General features: G+C 71.1%; 17 protein-coding genes. 10 read left to right on the top strand and 7 right to left on the bottom strand.

Annotated features, from left to right (window positions below):
• Positions 1 to 52 precede the first annotated feature (52 nt).
• Positions 53 to 880, top strand: coding sequence for a helix-turn-helix domain-containing protein (locus ACIRC0_RS14830; RefSeq protein ID WP_403615933.1), 828 nt, complete (start codon positions 53 to 55; stop codon positions 878 to 880).
• A complete protein-coding gene (locus ACIRC0_RS14825) occupies positions 861 to 1,043 on the top strand; it encodes a DUF397 domain-containing protein (protein ID WP_403615930.1) in 183 nt (60 codons plus the stop codon). Before ACIRC0_RS14830 ends, ACIRC0_RS14825 begins: the two co-directional genes overlap by 20 nt.
• On the opposite strand, the gene ACIRC0_RS14820 is transcribed toward ACIRC0_RS14825, so the two are convergent.
• On the bottom strand, positions 1,027 to 2,196 hold the full coding sequence (locus ACIRC0_RS14820) for a steroid 3-ketoacyl-CoA thiolase (RefSeq protein WP_403615928.1): 1,170 nt from the start codon (positions 2,194 to 2,196) through the stop codon (positions 1,027 to 1,029). The genes ACIRC0_RS14825 and ACIRC0_RS14820 overlap by 17 nt on opposite strands.
• Positions 2,197 to 2,455: 259 nt before the next feature.
• Between ACIRC0_RS14820 and ACIRC0_RS14815 the strand changes: the two genes are divergently transcribed.
• Positions 2,456 to 3,691 carry a cytochrome P450 gene (locus tag ACIRC0_RS14815; RefSeq protein WP_403615926.1) on the top strand — a complete coding sequence of 412 codons (1,236 nt, stop codon included), beginning with the start codon at positions 2,456 to 2,458 and terminating at the stop codon, positions 3,689 to 3,691.
• Positions 3,692 to 3,997: 306 nt separating this feature from the next.
• On the opposite strand, the gene ACIRC0_RS14810 is transcribed toward ACIRC0_RS14815, so the two are convergent.
• Positions 3,998 to 4,684 carry a YoaK family protein gene (locus ACIRC0_RS14810; RefSeq protein ID WP_403615924.1) on the bottom strand — a complete coding sequence of 229 codons (687 nt, stop codon included), beginning with the start codon at positions 4,682 to 4,684 and terminating at the stop codon, positions 3,998 to 4,000.
• 104 nt (positions 4,685 to 4,788) lie between these two features.
• Between ACIRC0_RS14810 and ACIRC0_RS14805 the strand changes: the two genes are divergently transcribed.
• Positions 4,789 to 6,042 carry an alpha/beta hydrolase gene (locus tag ACIRC0_RS14805; RefSeq protein WP_403615921.1) on the top strand — a complete coding sequence of 418 codons (1,254 nt, stop codon included), beginning with the start codon at positions 4,789 to 4,791 and terminating at the stop codon, positions 6,040 to 6,042.
• Between the two features lie 125 nt (positions 6,043 to 6,167).
• Here the strand turns inward: ACIRC0_RS14805 and ACIRC0_RS14800 are convergent, their stop codons facing one another.
• The 3 genes from ACIRC0_RS14800 to ACIRC0_RS14790 all read right to left on the bottom strand — a co-directional run bounded on the left by ACIRC0_RS14800 (position 6,168) and on the right by ACIRC0_RS14790 (position 8,623).
• Positions 6,168 to 6,596 carry a transglycosylase SLT domain-containing protein gene (locus tag ACIRC0_RS14800; protein ID WP_200417146.1) on the bottom strand — a complete coding sequence of 143 codons (429 nt, stop codon included), beginning with the start codon at positions 6,594 to 6,596 and terminating at the stop codon, positions 6,168 to 6,170.
• A 469-nt stretch (positions 6,597 to 7,065) separates the two neighbouring features.
• A complete protein-coding gene (locus ACIRC0_RS14795; RefSeq protein WP_403615918.1) occupies positions 7,066 to 7,518 on the bottom strand; it encodes a nuclear transport factor 2 family protein in 453 nt (150 codons plus the stop codon).
• A gap of 52 nt (positions 7,519 to 7,570) precedes the next feature.
• Positions 7,571 to 8,623, bottom strand: coding sequence for an MBL fold metallo-hydrolase (locus tag ACIRC0_RS14790; RefSeq protein ID WP_403615915.1), 1,053 nt, complete (start codon positions 8,621 to 8,623; stop codon positions 7,571 to 7,573).
• Between the two features lie 111 nt (positions 8,624 to 8,734).
• Between ACIRC0_RS14790 and ACIRC0_RS14785 the strand changes: the two genes are divergently transcribed.
• Positions 8,735 to 10,195, top strand: a complete 1,461-nt coding sequence (locus ACIRC0_RS14785; RefSeq protein ID WP_403615912.1) for an aldehyde dehydrogenase — start codon at positions 8,735 to 8,737, stop codon at positions 10,193 to 10,195.
• 3 nt (positions 10,196 to 10,198) lie between these two features.
• Entirely contained in the window at positions 10,199 to 10,432 is a 234-nt protein-coding gene (locus tag ACIRC0_RS14780) for a ferredoxin (protein ID WP_403615909.1), read from the top strand.
• A 260-nt stretch (positions 10,433 to 10,692) separates the two neighbouring features.
• On the opposite strand, the gene ACIRC0_RS14775 is transcribed toward ACIRC0_RS14780, so the two are convergent.
• Positions 10,693 to 11,340, bottom strand: a complete 648-nt coding sequence (locus tag ACIRC0_RS14775; RefSeq protein ID WP_403615906.1) for a TetR family transcriptional regulator — start codon at positions 11,338 to 11,340, stop codon at positions 10,693 to 10,695.
• Between the two features lie 229 nt (positions 11,341 to 11,569).
• Between ACIRC0_RS14775 and ACIRC0_RS14770 the strand changes: the two genes are divergently transcribed.
• From ACIRC0_RS14770 to ACIRC0_RS14760, 3 genes are read left to right on the top strand one after another with little or no spacing between them, the layout of a single operon-like run.
• Positions 11,570 to 13,024, top strand: a complete 1,455-nt coding sequence (locus ACIRC0_RS14770) for a glycosyltransferase family 4 protein (RefSeq protein ID WP_403615904.1) — start codon at positions 11,570 to 11,572, stop codon at positions 13,022 to 13,024.
• Positions 13,018 to 13,788 (top strand): class I SAM-dependent methyltransferase, encoded by a 771-nt coding sequence (locus tag ACIRC0_RS14765; RefSeq protein WP_403615901.1) that lies wholly within the window; start codon positions 13,018 to 13,020, stop codon positions 13,786 to 13,788. Before ACIRC0_RS14770 ends, ACIRC0_RS14765 begins: the two co-directional genes overlap by 7 nt.
• Entirely contained in the window at positions 13,785 to 14,855 is a 1,071-nt protein-coding gene (locus ACIRC0_RS14760) for a prenyltransferase/squalene oxidase repeat-containing protein (protein WP_403615898.1), read from the top strand. Before ACIRC0_RS14765 ends, ACIRC0_RS14760 begins: the two co-directional genes overlap by 4 nt.
• An 85-nt stretch (positions 14,856 to 14,940) precedes the next feature.
• Here the strand turns inward: ACIRC0_RS14760 and ACIRC0_RS14755 are convergent, their stop codons facing one another.
• Positions 14,941 to 15,234 (bottom strand): hypothetical protein, encoded by a 294-nt coding sequence (locus tag ACIRC0_RS14755; protein WP_388986942.1) that lies wholly within the window; start codon positions 15,232 to 15,234, stop codon positions 14,941 to 14,943.
• A gap of 159 nt (positions 15,235 to 15,393) precedes the next feature.
• Here ACIRC0_RS14755 and ACIRC0_RS14750 point away from each other — a divergent pair, with 159 nt between their 5' ends.
• Positions 15,394 to 15,978: a hypothetical protein gene (locus ACIRC0_RS14750; RefSeq protein ID WP_403615895.1), complete on the top strand. Its 585-nt coding sequence runs from the start codon at positions 15,394 to 15,396 to the stop codon at positions 15,976 to 15,978.
• The last annotated feature ends 26 nt before the right edge of the window (positions 15,979 to 16,004 follow it).

Raw genomic sequence — 16,004 nt, 5'->3', positions numbered from 1 at the left:
ATTGGATACAACTGGTCCCTCGGTGGGCCGTGTTGCGCGAAAGGGGCCGTGCGTGACCCACATCAGCATCCTCGACCCGGGCGCCTCACCGCTCGACTACTACGGCTTCGAGCTGCGCAGGCACCGGGAGGCCGCCGGGCTGACGCAGAAGCAGCTCGGGGACATCGTCAACTACACCGGGTCGCTGGTGGGGCAGATCGAGACGGCACGGAAGTTGCCTACGCCGGAGTTCAGCGAGCGGGTGGATGCGGCGCTTGGGACGGGCGGGTTGCTGTCGCGGCTGGTCGGGCTGGTGATGCGGAGTCAGCTTCCGGCGTGGTTCCAACAGATGGCGGAGTTGGAGACGCGGGCGATGGAGATCTGCACCTTCCAGACGCATGTGGTCCATGGCCTCCTCCAGACCGAGGCGTACGTTCGTGCCGTACTGGGAGCTATGGACAAGGAGAACCTCGACGACCGCACTGCGGTACGGCTGGCCCGGCAGCGCATCTTCGAAGCGGAGGAGCCGCCCGTTCTCTGGATGGTCCTCAGTGAGGCCGCCTTGCATCAGGAGATTGGCGGCCGGGAGACCATGCGAGGTCAGCTCGATCACTTGTTGTCGTTCGAGGACAATCCGCGGATCAATGTCCAGGTGCTTCCGTTCGAGGCCGGTGAACACGCGGGATTGCAAGGCTCGTTCAACCTCTACCGCTGTGCCAATGACCCGGACATCGTCTACACCGAGGGTTACGGCAGCGGGCACCCGACCGCCAACCCGGACACCGTCAAGGACTGCTCGCTCCGTTACGATCATCTTCGGGCCGTCGCGCTCTCCATCAGGGACTCGGCGGCGTTGATCCGGCGAGTGATGGAGGACCGCTATGGAGAGCAACTGGCGTAAGTCCAGCTACAGCGGCGACCAGGGCGGCGATTGTGTTGAGATCGCCGATCTCCCCGGCGCCACCGTAGCTGTCCGCGACTCCAAGAACTCCAGCGGGCCGGTGCTCGCTTTCGAGTCCTCCACCTTCACGGCGTTCCTCGACTGGACTACAACCGCTGAATGATCGTCCCGGTGGCCAGCCCACCCCCGGCGCACATCGTCACCAGCGCGAACTCCTTGTCGGTGCGTTCCAGTTCGTGCAGTGCCGTGGTGATGAGCCGGGCCCCGGTCGCTCCCACCGGGTGGCCCAGTGCGATCGCGCCCCCGTTCACGTTCACCTTCTCCAGGTCCTGGTCGAAGACCTGTGCCCAGCTCAGAACCACCGACGCGAACGCCTCGTTGATCTCCACCAGGTCGATGTCCCTCAGGGACATCCCGGCCTTCCCCAGCACCGCCTTGGTCGCGTCGATCGGGCCGTCCAGGTGGAAGTGCGGGTTGGAACCCACCAGGGCCTGGGCCACGATCCGGGCGCGCGGGCGCAGCTTCAGCGCGCGCGCCATCCGCTTCGACGCCCACATGATCGCCGCCGCGCCGTCCGAGATCTGTGAGGAGTTGCCCGCCGTGTGCACCGCCGTCGGCATGATCGGCTTCAGGCGGGACAGCGCCTCCATCGACGTGTCCCGCAGGCCCTCGTCCCGGTCGACCAGCCGCCACATGCCCTGGCCGGCCCGCTGCTCCTCCTCCGTCGTCGGCACCTGCACGGCGAACGTCTCGCGTTTGAACCGCTCCTCCGACCAGGCGATCGCCGCCCGTTCCTGGGAGATGAGGCCCAGCGCGTCCACGTTCTCGCGGGTGAGGCCGCGGTGGCGGGCGATCCGCTCGGCCGCCTCGAACTGGTTCGGGAGGTCCACGTTCCACTCGTCGGGGAAGGGCTTGCCCGGACCGTGCTTGGAGCCGGAGCCGAGCGGCACCCGGGACATGGATTCGACGCCGCATGAGATGCCCACGTCGATCACGCCCGCCGCGACCATGTTGGCCACCATGTGCGAGGCCTGCTGGGACGAGCCGCACTGGCAGTCGACCGTCGTCGCCGCCGTCTCGTAGGGCAGGCCCATCGTCAGCCACGCCGTGCGCGCCGGATTCATCGACTGCTCACCGGCGTGCGTCACCGTGCCGCCGACGACCTGTTCGACGCAGTCGGCGGGTATGCCGGTGCGGCCGAGGAGTTCACGGTAGGTCTCGCCCAGGAGGTAGGCGGGGTGCAGATGGGCGAGCGCGCCGCCGCGCCTGCCGATGGGGGTGCGCACGGCTTCGACGATCACGGGTTCCGCGGCCATGGGGGGTTCGTCCTCTCCTCGGTCACCCGCGCGGCGCGGGCGTCCCGGCCCACCCGCCACGCAGAACTAGTACGCGTTCTAGTTCTGTGTGCAGTTTGCTGACAGGGTGTCCAGGGCCGCAAGGGTCGTGCAGCCTCAGAAGTCGTGATCTGCACGAGTCTCGCACGCAATCGGGGCGCCGTGCCCCTTGCGGCTTGTAGAACCCGTTACTACCTTCACCGCAATTCCTGATAGGCCGTCAGAATGGTGGGGGTCGCCCATGCCCTGTCCCGCGCTGCCCGACGGGTTCGACTTCACCGATCCCGATCTGCTGCACCACCGCGTGCCCCTGCCGGAGTTCGCCGCACTGCGCGGGGCCGAACCGGTGTGCTGGATACCCCAGCCGCCCGGGCTCGCGGGCTTCCAGGACGCGGGGTACTGGGCGGTCACCCGGCACGCCGACGTCAGGTACGTCTCCACGCACCCGGAGATCTTCTCCTCGTCCCTCAACACCGCGATCATCCGGTTCAACGAGCACATCGAGCGCGACTCGATCGACGCCCAGCGGCTGATCATGCTGAACATGGACCCGCCCGAGCACACCCGGGTCCGCCAGATCGTCCAGCGCGGGTTCACCCCGCGCGCCATCCGGGCCCTGGAGGACCGGCTGCGGGCCCGCGCCCGGGCCATCGTCCACGGGGCCCTCGCCCAGGACGGCCCCTTCGACTTCGTCACCCAGGTCGCCTGCGAACTGCCGCTGCAGGCCATCGCCGAGCTGATCGGCATCCCCCAGGACGACCGGGCCAAGATCTTCGACTGGTCGAACAAGATGATCGCGTACGACGACCCCGAGTACGCCGTCACCGAGGAGGTCGGCGCCCGGTCGGCCACCGAGATCATCTCGTACGCCATGAACATGGCCGCCGACCGCAAGCAGTGCCCGGCGGAGGACATCGTGACGACGCTGGTGGCCGCCGAGGACGAGGGGAACCTCAGCTCCGACGAGTTCGGGTTCTTCGTGCTGATGCTGGCCGTCGCCGGCAACGAGACCACCCGCAACGCCATCACGCACGGCATGCACGCCTTCCTCACCCACCCCGGCCAGTGGGACCTCTACAAGCGGGAGCGGCCCCGTACCGCCGCCGAGGAGATCGTCCGCTGGGCGACCCCGGTCAACGCCTTCCAGCGCACCGCCACCCAGGACACCGAACTCGGCGGCAAGCACATCAGGAAGGGCGACCGCGTGGGGCTCTTCTACTCCTCCGCCAACCACGACCCCGAGGTCTTCGACCACCCGGACGTCTTCGACATCACCCGCGACCCCAACCCGCACCTCGGCTTCGGCGGCGGAGGCCCCCACTACTGCCTCGGCAAGTCCCTGGCCGTCCTGGAGATCGACCTCATCTTCGACGCGCTCGCCGACGCCATGCCGGACATCAAACCGGCCGGCGACCCGCGCCGCCTGCGCTCCGCCTGGATCAACGGCGTGAAGGAGCTCCCGGTCACCGTGGGCTGACGGACCCGGGCCGCCGGCCTCCCGGCGCCGCCGGCCCGCCCCGAGGGAGGCAGGGGCATCACCCCTACGCCCCGCCCCTGCCTCCCCCGAGACCCGCACGGCGCAGCCGCCTCGCCGTCCGGCTCGCCCACTCGCCGTGGTTGTGCACCGAGGAGGTGGTGCGCCTGAGCCGGGAGGGCGGCTTCACGCGGCTCACGGTGACCGCGCCCGGCACCTACCGGATCGGCTCGCGGTACGGGCCGTCACCGGAACCGGGGCGCTGCCTGTCGGGTTCGTCGTCGCCCCGATGGCGCGCCGGGGACGCCGTCACTCCCGCCCGGAAGCGACCACCCCCAGCACGGCCGTCGCCACCGCGGTGAGCAGCAGGGGCCAGCCCAGGCCGTGGTGGATCACCAACCAGCCGCCCAGGACCGCGCCCGCCAGCAGGGAGATCGCCGAGGCCGCGCGGCGCCGGGAGCGCCTGCCCGTGCCCCCGCCGAGCCGGGAGTCCGAGGCGAGCCCGGTCAGGGTCGAGGTGAGGACGGTGGTCGTCGTCAGGTCGGGCACGGCCAGCTTCCGTACCGTCGCGTTGCGCACCCCCATCGCGAAGGCCGTCACCGCGATCAGCGTGTACCTGGTCGTGGTGGTGCCCGGCGCGATGAAGGCGACCGCCGCCGATGCCCCGAGCAGCACCGCCTCGACCGCGAGCGCCAGCCGGGCCCAGGCGCGCCGCGACCCGCCGCCGTACCGCCGTCCCGCGCGTCCGCCCGCCACCGCCCCCACCAGGAACGATCCCAGTGAGACCACCGCGTGCGAGGTGGAGAAGCCGGGCGCCCCGGCGGCGGCGAAGCCGAGCACCACCACGTTGCCGGTCATGTTCGCCGTGAAGACGTGCCCGAGCCCGAGGTAGCTCACCGCGTCGACGATGCCGCTGATCACGGTCATCACCAGGAGCGCGGGGACCAGGCGCAGTCCGCGCGTTCCGGGTTCCTCCACCGGTGTGTCAGTGCTCATACGGGCCTCCGGGCAGTGGGACGGGCGCGGTGTACTCAGGTACACCCCGGACGCGGGGGATGTTCGGATGTCCGGGCCGACGGGGCGGCCCATAGCCTCGGATCATGAGGGAGAACACGCACAAACACCAAGAGAACCATACGAGTTGGACGGTCAGACGCGGGCTCGCCGCCACCGCGGCCCTCCTGCTCGCGGGCCTCGCCGCGGCCCCCGCGGTCGCGGCGACGCACACGCGGGAGACGACAGCCCCCCGTCGCGGCACCCTCGTCTCGCTTACCCCGGTCGTGTCCCGGGACGCCACCGGCGTACGGACCTTCCTGGCCGGCCGGAACATCGCCACGGACACCGTGCGGTACGGCGTCACGGGCTACCGGCTGACGTACCGGACCGTCGACCCGTACGGCAAACCCACCACTGCCACCGGCCTGCTCACACTGCCCGCCGGCGGCGCGCACCGGCTCGACCTGGTGTCCGACACGCACGGCACGATGGTGTACCGCGGTGACGCCCCCTCCGTGGGCGACGACTTCGGCCGGGTCCCCTCCTACCTGAACGCGAGCGCCGGCCGTGCCGTCGCCGCGCCCGACTATCTGGGCCTCGGCGAGGGCCCCGGCCGGCACCCCTACATGGACACCCGCTCCTCCGTCACGGCGTCCGTCGACATGCTGCGCGCGGCGCGTACGGCGGCCGCCCGCCTCGGCAGGCCGCTCAGCGGCGACGTCTATGTGACGGGCTTCTCCCAGGGCGGGCAGGTCGCGATGGCGCTCGGGCGCGCGCTGCGGCAGGGCGCCGGCCAGACGTTCCGGCTCAAGGCGCTGGCGCCCGTCAGCGGCCCGTACGACATCGAGGGGCAGGAGGTCCCGGCGCTGTTCGACGGCCGGGTCAACGACACCAGCGGTGTGCTGTACACCGCGTACTGGCTGGTCGCGCAGAACCGCCTGCACCACCTCTACGACAAGCCGTCCGAGGTGTTCCGCGCCCCGTACGCGAACCGGGTGGAGGCCCTGTTCGACGGCACCCACGCGGACGAGGACGTCGTGAAGGCGCTGCCGCCCAGCGTGAGCGAGTTGCTCACGCCCGCTTTCCACGAGCGCATGCGGCATCCGAGCGGTGTGCTGCGGGCCGTGATGCGTGCGGCCGACGGCACCTGCGACTGGAAGCCCGAGGCGCCGGTGCGGCTGTACGCGGGGGCGGCCGACACCGACGTGCCGATCGGGAACGCGCGCAACTGCGCCGCCGGACTCACCGGGCACGGCGGGCGGGTGCGGCTGGTGAACCAGGGGCAGGTGGACCACTTCGGGTCGTTCGCCGTGTCGGCGCCGCAGGTCGTGCGGTTCTTCGACACGGTGCGCCGCTGACCGGAGACGCCGAAGGCGGCGGCCCCGGAATCGGGGGCCGCCGCCTTCGTGGTCGCGTGGGACCGGTGTGGTCGCCTGGGACCCGTGGTCGCTCGGAACCGCTGTGGTCGCGTGGACCGGCTCGATCAGTACCAGTGGTGGGTGGACCAGAAGTTCCACGCCGCGGCGGGGCTGCCGTAGCGGGAGTTCATGTAGTCCAGGCCCCACTTGATCTGGGTCGCCGGGTTGGTCTTCCAGTCGGAGCCGGCGGACGCCATCTTCGAGGCGGGCAGCGCCTGGACCAGGCCGTAGGCGCCGGAGGAGGCGTTGGTGGCGTGGGGGTTCCAGCCGCTCTCATGCGAGACGATCTTGTTGAACGCTTCGTACTGCGCCGGGTCCGGGATCATCTGGTGCGCGATCGCCTGGGCGGAAGAGGCCGAGCCGGACGCCGAGGTCGGGGTGGCGGCCTGGGCGGGCGCCGAGGTGAGCAGCGCGCCGGTGGCGGCCGCGGCGACGGCGGTGGCGGCGATGGCCTTCTTCGGGGAAGCGATGCGGCGGATGAAGGAGACGGTCACAGGAAACCTTTTTCGTCGGGTACATGGGTGGCCGCGTACATGCCGGAACCACGAGGGACGCGGTGGGGGGCATACGTCGGCGCCGCGACCCGGGTGGGCTCGTGGCGCCTGGCGACGTCATCCAGAGAAGCAGGCCGACGGGATGTCCGCAATGACCCCTTTTACTAGTTGTGGTCGCATCGGCCGGAAACGTCTCGCGTGTGACCTGGCTCTCAAACCGCAGGTCGCGCGGGCAATTGGCGCATACATGTCACGACAATGGATCTACGGTCACGGGTCGTAGGTGACGGTGCTCACGTGGGGCTCGTCACGGTTTGGGTCACGTATCGCCAATAGCGGCTATACGGTGCGGAACCGGTCGATGTGACCCGCGCCGCACGAACGGGGGTGGAGATGTGACCGGCGTCGCAGGCGTGAAGCCGGGAAGCCGGTCCGCGCGCTGCCCCAGGGTCTTGGCCGGGAGACAGGCCTAACCCGGCAGCCGCGTGGTCGGGCCGCCGAAGGGCAGGTGGAGGGTCCGGGAGGCGAGCAGCCAGGTGCCGTCCCACTTGCGGAACGTGTCCTCGTAGTGGCCGACCTGGACCGGCGGGCCGGGCGGCACCATGGCGCCGGAGTAGCCGTCGACGCGGTACGTCGTGAAGTACGACGTGGCCTCGGCCGTGTCCGCCGACGTCACCGTGACGAGGATGTTGGACATGATCCGGCGCGAGAGCCGGTCCGCCGGCCGTGACCCGAAGTACTCCCGCAGTGCTTCCCGTCCCTCGGACCGCCGCCCGTCTCCCGGCGCCGGCCACTCCCAGACGCCGTCCTCGGTGAACAGCTCGGCCACGGAGGAGGGCTCGCCCAGGTCGAGGCGGCGGACGAAGTCGATGACGACGCGCTCACAGGCGCGTTCGGCCAGAAGGCGTTCCAAGGGGTCCATGTGTTCCATGTGCCTTGGTAGCAACCGCGGAGCGCGTCGTGCCAGCGCTTTTTCACACCGCCGCGTACGCCACCGGATCGCTCCCCGCCACCGCCTCCGCCCGCCCGAGCTTCACCAGTCGGCGCAGATGGGCCTCGGCCTCCGCGACCGCGATGTGCCGTGAGCCGTACGGAATCTGCTCCCAGGGGCGGTTCCACTCCATGCGCTCGGCGAGCTGCCAGGGGGTGAGCGGGGCGGACAGCAGGGTCAGCAGCCCGCTCAACCGCTCTCCGTGGTGCGCCAGCAACTCCCGTACGCGGCCCGGCGCGTCGGTGAACGCGTGCTGGTGGGCCGGCAGCACCTCGGCGGGCTCCAGACGGCCGACGCGCTCGAGGGAGTCGAGGTAGTCGCCGAGGGGGTCGGTCGCGGTGGTGTCGTCCGGGTCCTCGTACAGGCCGATGTGCGGCGTGATCTCGGGGAGCAGGTGGTCGCCCGAGAAAAGGCGGCCGTGACCCGGCAGTCCGGCCGGGTGGTCCTCCTCCAGGTGGAGGCAGACATGGCCGGGTGTGTGTCCCGGCGTCCAGATCGCGCGCAGGCGGCGCCCGGGCAGGTCGAGAAGTTCCCCGGGGACGACCTCGCGGTCGGGCAGCGCGGGGGTGAGGCCCGGCAGGTCCCGGCGGCCGTGCGCTGCGCGCAGCGGGGCCAGGTGCTCCTCGGGGGCGCCGGCCGCGGCCAGTTTGTCGGCCATGTACGCGTACCAGCGCTCGGGGCGGGTCTCGCGGGTCCTCCGCACGACCGCGGCGTCCGCCGGATGCATCGCGACCCACGCGCCGGAGGCCTCGCGGACCCTGCCGGACAGGCCGTGGTGGTCGGGGTGGTGGTGCGTGATGACGACGCCGAAGACCTCCGCGGGCGAGATGCCGCAGGCCGCCAGGCCCTGCGCGAGCGCGTCCCAGGAATCCGGGTCGTCCCAGCCGGTGTCGATCAGCACCGGGCCGCGGTCGGTGTCGACGACGTGGACGAGTGTGTGGCCGAGGGGGTTGTCCGGGATGGGGACCCTGAAGGACCGTACGCCCCCGCCGTGGTCGTTCTGCGCCACCGGCTCCCCGCCCTGGCTCGTCGTCATCGCGCCTCCGCCCCGCCCGCCCTTGGCCGTTGCCCACTATAACTAGAACTGGTATCAGTTCTGAAATGCCGTCAGGGAACGGCACCGCCGGCTCCGCAGGAGGCAGTCGCCATGACCGAGCTCGTGGAACACGGACAGCTGTTCATCGGCGGGGAGTTGACCGACCCCCTGGGTGATGACGTCATCGAGGTGGTCTCCCCGCACACGGAAGAGGTCATCGGGCGGGTGCCGCACGCCTCGCGGGAGGACGTCGACCGGGCCGTCGCCGTGGCGCGCCGTGCCTTCGACGAGGGGCCCTGGCCGCGCATGACCCTCGACGAGCGGATCGGGGTCGTGACGAGGATCAAGGACGCGATCGCGGTACGGCACGAGGAGCTCGCCCGCGTGATCTCCTCCGAGAACGGCTCCCCGTACTCCTGGAGCGTCCTCGCGCAGGCGCTCGGCGCGATGATGGTGTGGGACGCGGCGATCACGGTCGCGCGCGACTTCACGTATGAGGAACGGCGGGACGGCGTTCTCGGGAAGATCCTGGTGCGGCGCGAGCCGGTCGGGGTGGTGGCGGCCGTCGTGCCGTGGAACGTGCCGCAGTTCGTGGCCGCCGCCAAGCTCGCGCCGGCGCTGCTCACCGGCTGCACGGTGGTGCTCAAGCCGTCGCCCGAGTCCCCGCTCGACGCATACCTCCTCGGTGAGATCGCCCGTGAGGCCGGGCTGCCCGAGGGCGTGCTGTCGATCCTGCCCGCGGACCGTGAGGTCAGTGAGTATCTCGTGGGGCATTCGGGGATCGACAAGGTGTCCTTCACCGGCTCGGTCGCGGCCGGCAAGCGGGTCATGGAGGTCGCCGCGCGGAACCTCACACGCGTGACCCTGGAACTGGGCGGCAAGTCGGCGGCCGTGGTGCTGCCGGACGCGGACGTCGGGACGACCGTGGCGGGGGTCGTCCCGGCCGCCTGGATGAACAACGGCCAGGCCTGCGTCGCCCAGACCCGCATCCTGGTGCCGCGCTCGCGCTACGACGAGTTCGCCGACGCCTTCGCCGCCGCGGCGAGCGCCCTCGTGGTCGGTGACCCGCTGGACCCCGTGACGCAGGTCGGACCGCTGGTGGCGCGGCGGCAGCAGCAGCGCAACCTCGACTACATCCGCATCGGCCAGGAGGAGGGCGCCAAGATCCTCACCGGCGGCGGGCGGCCCGCGGGTCTGGAGCGTGGCTGGTACGTGGAGCCGACGCTCTTCGGCGACGTGGACAACTCCATGCGGATCGCCCGCGAGGAGATCTTCGGGCCGGTCGTCTGCCTGCTGGCCTACGGCGACGAGAGCGAGGCCGTGAAGATCGCGAACGACTCCGACTACGGACTGAGCGGCAGCGTGTGGACGGCGGACGTGGAGCACGGCATCGAGATCGCCCGGCAGGTCCGTACCGGGACGTACTCGGTGAACACCTTCAGCCTCGACATGCTCGGCCCCTTCGGCGGCTACAAGAACTCGGGGCTCGGGCGGGAGTTCGGCCCCGAGGGGTATGGCGAGTACCTGGAGCACAAGATGATCCATCTGCCGGCCGGGTGCGGGGAGGCGTAGCCCATGGGAGACCGCTGGCACATCGAGGTCGACCGCTCGGTCTGCATCGGCTCGGCGCAGTGCGTGCACCAGGCGTCCGGCACCTTCCGCCTCGACTCCGCCCGCCAGTCCCATCCCGTCGCACCGGACGCCGACGCGGGGGAGCGGATCCTTCAGGCGGCGGAGAACTGCCCGGTGGAGGCCATCGCGATCACGCTGGCTGGAAGCGGGGAGCCGGTGTTCCCGCCGGAGGAGTAGCCCGGGTCATGCGTCGAGTCTGGGCGATATGCCCGAAAAAAATATAAAAATCATGGTTCGGGGTCTTCCATCTGGCCGCAGAAGTCCTAATCTAGAAATTGCCTACGAGGCGAGTGAAGGAACTCGACCGGAGATGCCGACTGGGGCGTGAAGCTTAGGCTTCCGCTGTGGCCGACATCGACGGTCGACAGGCCGGAAGGTCGAGAGACCTGAAGGCCGACCGGAACCCGTCTCGTAGGTCTTTTTTTGCGCCTTGCGCCCTAGTCCCGCGCTCGGGTGTCCGTGAGGTCGATCAGCCGGCACACCGTCTCGATGTCGATCCTCACCTGCGCGATGGAGGCGCGGCCGGAGAGCCAGGTGATCAGCGCCGAGTGCCAGGTGTGCTCGATGACCCGCACCGCCGAGAGCTGTTCCGGGGTCGGGTCGCCGTCCAGGCCCATCGCGTCGAGGATGATCGCCGTCGTCTGCCGGGAGACCTGGTCCACCTCGGGGGAGACGCTGCGGTCCGCGAAGGTGAGGGCGCGGACCATGGCGTCGGCCAGGTGCGGCTCGCGCTGCAGGGCGCGGAAGGCGCGCATCAGGGTCTCCGCCACCCGCTCGGCCGCGGTCCGGCCGGCCGGCGGCTTCTTGCGCAGCGTGCCGTGCATGCGCTCCAGCTGGTCCTGCATGGTCGCGACCAGCAGGTGCACCTTGGAGGGGAAGTAGCGGTACAGCGTGCCCAGCGCCACCTGCGACGACTCCGCCACCTCCCGCATCTGCACCGCGTCGAAACCGCCCCGGCTCGCCAACTGCGCGCTCGTGTGCAGGATCCTGCGGCGGCGTGCCTCCTGCCGCTCGGTGAGCGGAGGTGAGGCCGGCTGCGCCGCCGGTCGCGCGGTACTGGCTGGCACCTTGGCTTCCGCAGGCATGGGTCCCGTTCCGTGACAGTCGGTGAGGGTGATGATCAGGCCGGTGAGGGGTGGCGGTCGGACAGCATGGCAGGGCGTCGGCCGTGGCGCGAATCACCCGATCCGCCGGTCACAGCGGGGCTACCTGCCGGTAGATTCAGAGGCTCTTGAACGATCAAGTCTGTAACTTGTTCTAGATTACCGTCCCGGCGTAGTCTCGCGGGAAACTGCAGGGAAGAAGGGGCCGAGAGTGACCGCTGAGGCCAGGGAGGCGGGTCCCGAGGGGGGGTCCGCCGCCGGTGGGGGCCCCTCCCTGTTCGAGCGCAGTCGAGAACTTGGGGGAGACCGCCCGCTGCGCATCGCCCTCCTGACGTACAAAGGGAACCCGTTCTGCGGCGGTCAGGGCGTGTACGTACGGCACCTCTCCCGTGAGCTCGTCCGGCTCGGCCACCGGGTCGAGGTCATCGGCGCGCAGCCCTACCCGGTGCTCGACGAGGGCGAGGGCCTTCAGGGCCTGTCCCTCACCGAACTGCCCAGCCTCGATCTGTACCGCCAGCCCGACCCCTTCCGCACCCCGGGGCGCGACGAGTACCGGGACTGGATCGACGCCCTCGAGGTCGCCACGATGTGGACCGGCGGCTTCCCCGAGCCGCTGACGTTCTCCCTGCGCGCCCGCCGCCATCTGCGCGCCCGGCGCGGCGACTTCGACGTCGTCCACGACAACCAGACGCTCGGCTACGGCCTGCTGGGCGATGTGGGCGCGCCGCTGGTGACCACCATCCACCACCCCATCACCGTGGACCGGCAGTTGGAGCTGGACGCGGCCGAGGGCTGGCAGCGGCGGCTGTCCGTACGGCGCTGGTACGCGTTCACGCGCATGCAGAAGCGGGTCGCGCGCCGGCTGCCGTCGGTGCTCACCGTCTCCGGCACCTCCCGCCAGGAGATCGTGGACCACCTGGGCGTCGACCGGGACCGCGTCCACGTCGTGCACATCGGCGCCGACACCGACCTGTTCTCGCCGGATGCGTCGGTGCCGCAGGTGCCGGGCCGGATCGTCACCACCTCCAGCGCGGACGTGCCGCTCAAGGGCCTCGTCTTCCTCGTCGAGGCGCTCGCCAAGGTCCGGACCGAGCACCCCGGGGCGCATCTCGTCGTGGTCGGCAAGCGCGCCGAGGACGGGCCCGTCGCGCAGGCCATCGAGCGGTACGGGCTGAAGGGCGCCGTCGAGTTCGTGAAGGGCATCTCCGACGCGGAGCTGGTCGACCTGGTGCGGTCGGCCGAGGTGGCGTGCGTGCCGTCGCTGTACGAGGGGTTCTCGCTGCCGGCGGCCGAGGCCATGGCGACCGGTACGCCGCTGGTGGCCACCACGGGCGGTGCCATACCGGAGGTCACGGGCCGCGACGGGGAGACGTGTCTTGCGGTCCCGCCCGGTGACGCCGGAGCGCTGGCCGCCGGGCTGAGCCGGCTGCTGGCCGACCCGGAGCTGCGGGCACGGCTCGGCGCGGCGGGCCGCGAACGGGTGCTGCGGCACTTCACCTGGGCGAAGGCGGCGGAGGGGACGGTGGCGCGGTACCGCGAGGCCATCGCCCTCACCCGGACCCGGCTCGGCTCGGTCGCGGGCGCCCCCGCCGAAGCAGTCGCCGCCCCGGCAGCCGCCGCCGAAGACATCGTCGTACCCAACCGCGAAAGCAGGGCCACGTGCTGACCGTCGACTTCTCCCGGTTCCCGCTCGCCCCGGGCGACCGCGTCCTGGACCTCGGCTGCGGTGCCGGACGGCACGCGTTCGAGTGCTACCGGCGCGGCGCGCAGGTCGTGGCGCTGGACCGGAACGGCGAGGAGATCCGCGAGGTCGCCAAGTGGTTCGCGGCGATGAAGGAGGCGGGCGAGGCTCCGGCCGGGGCCACCGCGACGGCGATGGAGGGCGACGCGCTCGCCCTGCCCTTCCCCGACGAGTCCTTCGACGTCGTGATCATCTCCGAGGTCATGGAGCACATCCCGGACGACAAGGGCGTCCTCGCCGAGATGGTCCGGGTGCTCAAGCCGGGCGGCCGTATCGCCGTCACCGTGCCGCGCTACGGCCCCGAGAAGGTCTGCTGGGCGCTGTCCGACGCCTACCACGAGGTCGAGGGCGGCCACATCCGCATCTACAAGGCCGACGAACTGCTGGCGAAGATGCGGGAGGCGGGCCTGAAGCCGTACGGCACGCACCACGCGCACGCGCTGCACTCGCCGTACTGGTGGCTGAAGTGCGCGTTCGGCGTCGACAACGACAAGGCGCTGCCGGTGCGCGCGTACCACAAGCTGCTCGTCTGGGACATCATGAAGAAGCCGCTCGCCACCCGGGTCGCCGAACAGGCGCTGAACCCGCTGATCGGCAAGAGCTTCGTGGCGTACGCGACCAAACCGCACCTGCCGCCTCTCGCGGCGGGCGCCGGGACCGCCGAGACCTCCGAGGCGGCCGCCAAGTGACCACCCCCCGGACAGAACACCTCGTCCTGCCCGGGGTCCTCACCTCCGAGCAGGCCGCCGCGACCGTCGCCGGGATCCTCGCCGTGCAGCGGGAGGACGGCGCCATACCGTGGTTCCGCGGGCACCACCTGGACCCGTGGGACCACGTCGAGGCGGCGATGGCGCTGGACGCGGCGGGCGAGCACACGGCGGCCGAGCGGGCCTACGACTGGCTGGCACGCCACCAGAACGAGGACGGGTCCTGGTACGCGGCCTACGCCGACGGCGACCCCGAGCAGATCACCGACCGCGGCCGGGAGACGAACTTCGTCGCGTACGTGGCCGTCGGCGTCTGGCACCACTACCTCGCCACCGGCGACGACACGTTCCTGGACCGCATGTGGCCGACGGTGTACGCGGCGGTCGAGTTCGTGCTGCGGTTGCAGCAGCCGGGCGGGCAGATCGGCTGGAAGCGGGACGACGACGGCACGGACGTCACGGACGCCCTGCTGACCGGATGCTCCTCCATCCACCACGCGCTGCGCTGCGCCCTCGCGATCGCCGAGCAGCGCGAGGAGCCGCAGCCGGACTGGGAGTTGGCGGTCGGCGCGCTCAGGCACGCCATACGCCGGCACCCGGAGCGGTTCCTGGACAAGGACCGCTACTCGATGGACTGGTACTACCCGGTGCTCGGCGGCGCGCTGACGGGCGCCGAGGCCAAGGAGCGCATCGAGGCGGACTGGGACCGTTTCGTCGTCCCCGGCCTCGGTGTGCGCTGCGTCGTCCCCAACCCGTGGGTGACCGGCGGCGAGTCGGCCGAACTCGCCCTGACCCTGTGGGCGATGGGCGAGTCCGACCGCGCCCTGGAGATCCTCCAGTCGATCCAGCACCTGCGGGATCCGAAGACGGGCCTGTACTGGACGGGCTACGTCTTCGAGGACGGCGTGGTCTGGCCCGAGGAACTCACCACCTGGACGGCCGGCTCACTGCTGCTCGCCGTGGCCGCCCTGGGCGGCGACGAACCGACCTGCACCGTCTTCAGCGGCGAGCAGCTGCCCCGGGGCCTGGACACCGACTGCTGCGCCTAGCTTTGCGGGCTACCGGTGCCGGTGGGGTGCCCCGGGGCTGTCGCGTTCAGCGGCAGCGCTCAGTGGCAGCGCTCAGTGCCGGCGTTCAGTGACGGTGGATGCGGTTGGCGATGGCGTGGCCCACGAAGAGGTAGACCACCGCGGCGAGACCGTAGCCCGCGACCACCCGTGCCCACGCCTCGTGGAACGTGAACAGGTCATGGGACCAGCCGGCCAGCCACGCCGCCGCGTTGTGGATGAACTGCACGAGATCGTTGCCTGGGTTCGCGTTCAGCAGGTACATCAGGATCCACAGGCCCAGGATGACGGCCATGATGTCCGCGATCACGGCGATGACCGTACCGGCCTGATTCGCACCGTTGCGATATCGAGGGGACATGACCTCCGGGTTGCCCGGCGATTCCCCGTCAAACTCCTGGAGGCCCGGGGACGACCGTGCGCAGCCGGGTCACCCGATCGCCACGCCCGGGCGGCAAGGCCGGGCGGAGTGGGTGAAGCTGTCGGTGGATCAGTCGGCTTCCCGGTTCCGGAGGCTCCCGTGCCCGCACCGATACGCTCCCCCAAGCTCTTCGAGCAGGGGGTGCCCCCACTCGCCGTGGCGCTCGTCGTGTGCTCCGCGCTGTTCGCCGGTGCCGCCGCCTGCGGTCACGGGAGCGTCGCGCAGCGGGCCGCCGCGTACATCGCGGTCCCCACGCCCACCCCGACCACCCCGGCGGAACGGCAGAAGTTCGCCAGGGCCCGGTTCGCGGCGAACGCGGGGCTCGCGGCCGGGGCGGTCCACGAGTGGATCGTGAAGCCGTGGAAGGCCGGTACGTTCAAGAAGGGCGCCAAGGGACGCAGGACCGCCCTGGCCAAGGCCGGACTCGCCGGCACCTTCGCCTGCAACCGGCTCGGAGCCGCCGCACGCAACGCCCAGGGCGACCCCGCGCTGGCCAGGGCCCTCGCCCCGCTCGCGCCGGGCGTCGACGGGCTCAAGGACCTGCCGTCCCGCCTGAGCAAGGGCGACGAGTCGGCCGCGGCGTCCTACGCCGGCCTCGTCGACAAGGTGAAGGCCGCGGCCAGGAAAGCGGGCGTCCCCGTCCGCAACCAGCTCCCGTCCGCCGCGCAGCTCGCACGCGGCTGACGGGGCCAACGGGGCACCGCCGTGCA

Origin of the sequence: Streptomyces sp. NPDC093984 (assembly GCF_044764595.1) — a bacterium.
In the GTDB taxonomy this organism is placed as follows: Bacteria; Actinomycetota; Actinomycetes; order Streptomycetales; family Streptomycetaceae; genus Streptomyces; species Streptomyces cynarae.
This window is presented reverse-complemented; position numbering and strand designations above follow the sequence as displayed.

Bases quoted from the DNA above. Each gene is read 5' to 3' on its own strand.
- ACIRC0_RS14825 (WP_403615930.1), top strand. From the start codon at position 861: ATGGAGAGCAACTGGCGTAAGTCCAGCTACAGCGGCGACCAGGGCGGC.
- ACIRC0_RS14820 (WP_403615928.1), bottom strand. From the start codon at position 2,196: ATGGCCGCGGAACCCGTGATCGTCGAAGCCGTGCGCACCCCCATCGGC.
- ACIRC0_RS14815 (WP_403615926.1), top strand. From the start codon at position 2,456: ATGCCCTGTCCCGCGCTGCCCGACGGGTTCGACTTCACCGATCCCGAT.
- ACIRC0_RS14810 (WP_403615924.1), bottom strand. From the start codon at position 4,684: ATGAGCACTGACACACCGGTGGAGGAACCCGGAACGCGCGGACTGCGC.
- ACIRC0_RS14805 (WP_403615921.1), top strand. From the start codon at position 4,789: ATGAGGGAGAACACGCACAAACACCAAGAGAACCATACGAGTTGGACG.
- ACIRC0_RS14795 (WP_403615918.1), bottom strand. From the start codon at position 7,518: ATGGACCCCTTGGAACGCCTTCTGGCCGAACGCGCCTGTGAGCGCGTC.
- ACIRC0_RS14790 (WP_403615915.1), bottom strand. From the start codon at position 8,623: ATGACGACGAGCCAGGGCGGGGAGCCGGTGGCGCAGAACGACCACGGC.
- ACIRC0_RS14785 (WP_403615912.1), top strand. From the start codon at position 8,735: ATGACCGAGCTCGTGGAACACGGACAGCTGTTCATCGGCGGGGAGTTG.
- ACIRC0_RS14780 (WP_403615909.1), top strand. From the start codon at position 10,199: ATGGGAGACCGCTGGCACATCGAGGTCGACCGCTCGGTCTGCATCGGC.
- ACIRC0_RS14775 (WP_403615906.1), bottom strand. From the start codon at position 11,340: ATGCCTGCGGAAGCCAAGGTGCCAGCCAGTACCGCGCGACCGGCGGCG.
- ACIRC0_RS14755 (WP_388986942.1), bottom strand. From the start codon at position 15,234: ATGTCCCCTCGATATCGCAACGGTGCGAATCAGGCCGGTACGGTCATC.